We start from the raw sequence: 648 nt of genomic DNA, 5'->3' as shown, positions 1-648 counted from the left end.
AACGGATCGGACAGCGGTAGAAGAGGAGTTGTCGTGTCATTTCTGTGGGCCATCATCGCGGGACTCGTCATCGGCCTGCTGGCCAAGCTGGTCGTTCCCGGCCGTCAGCCCATCCCCCTGTGGCTGACCGTCCTGCTCGGTATCGTGGGTGCCCTCGTCGGCAACGCCCTCGCCACCGCCTTCGGTGTGCGTGACACCGGGGGCATCGACTGGATCCGGCACATCTTCCAGATCGGTGTCGCCGCCGTGCTCATCGCCTTCATCAGCCCCATGTGGGCCCGACGACGCGCCTGACCCGTCCGGCGGTACGACGAACGCCCTGCCCGGCCGCGAGGAGCGGCGGGCAGGGCGTTCGTCGTGTCCGGGCTCAGGCCCGGTGTGCCGCGATCAGGCCCTGATACCAGCGGTAGCTGTCCTTCGGTGTGCGCTCCAGGGTGTTGTAGTCGACCCGGATGACGCCGAACCGCTTCGCGTACCCGAGCGCCCACTCGAAGTTGTCGAGCAGCGACCACACGTAGTAGCCCCGCACATCGACCCCCGCGTCCATCGCCGCCCGGAGCGCCGTGAGGTGGGTACGCAGGTACTCCACCCGGTCCGCGTCCCGCACCGACCCTTCCGCCTCCACGGTGTCGTGCTCCGCCGAGCCGT

Annotated in this window: 2 protein-coding genes; one reads left to right on the top strand and one right to left on the bottom strand. The window is 68.7% G+C overall.

Annotated features, from left to right (window positions below):
* Positions 1-33: 33 nt before the first annotated feature.
* Positions 34-294 carry a GlsB/YeaQ/YmgE family stress response membrane protein gene (locus EAO73_RS35785; protein ID WP_147969467.1) on the top strand — a complete coding sequence of 87 codons (261 nt, stop codon included), beginning with the start codon at positions 34-36 and terminating at the stop codon, positions 292-294.
* 73 nt (positions 295-367) lie between these two features.
* On the opposite strand, the gene EAO73_RS35780 is transcribed toward EAO73_RS35785, so the two are convergent.
* On the bottom strand, positions 368-648 hold a 281-nt coding region (locus tag EAO73_RS35780), incomplete at its 5' end, for a family 1 glycosylhydrolase (protein WP_147975688.1).

The organism is Streptomyces sp. col6 (genome assembly GCF_008042035.1).
Lineage (GTDB): Bacteria > Actinomycetota > Actinomycetes > Streptomycetales > Streptomycetaceae > Streptomyces.
The sequence above is the reverse complement of the archived record's forward strand: the minus strand, read 5'-3'. Positions and strand labels throughout refer to the sequence as shown.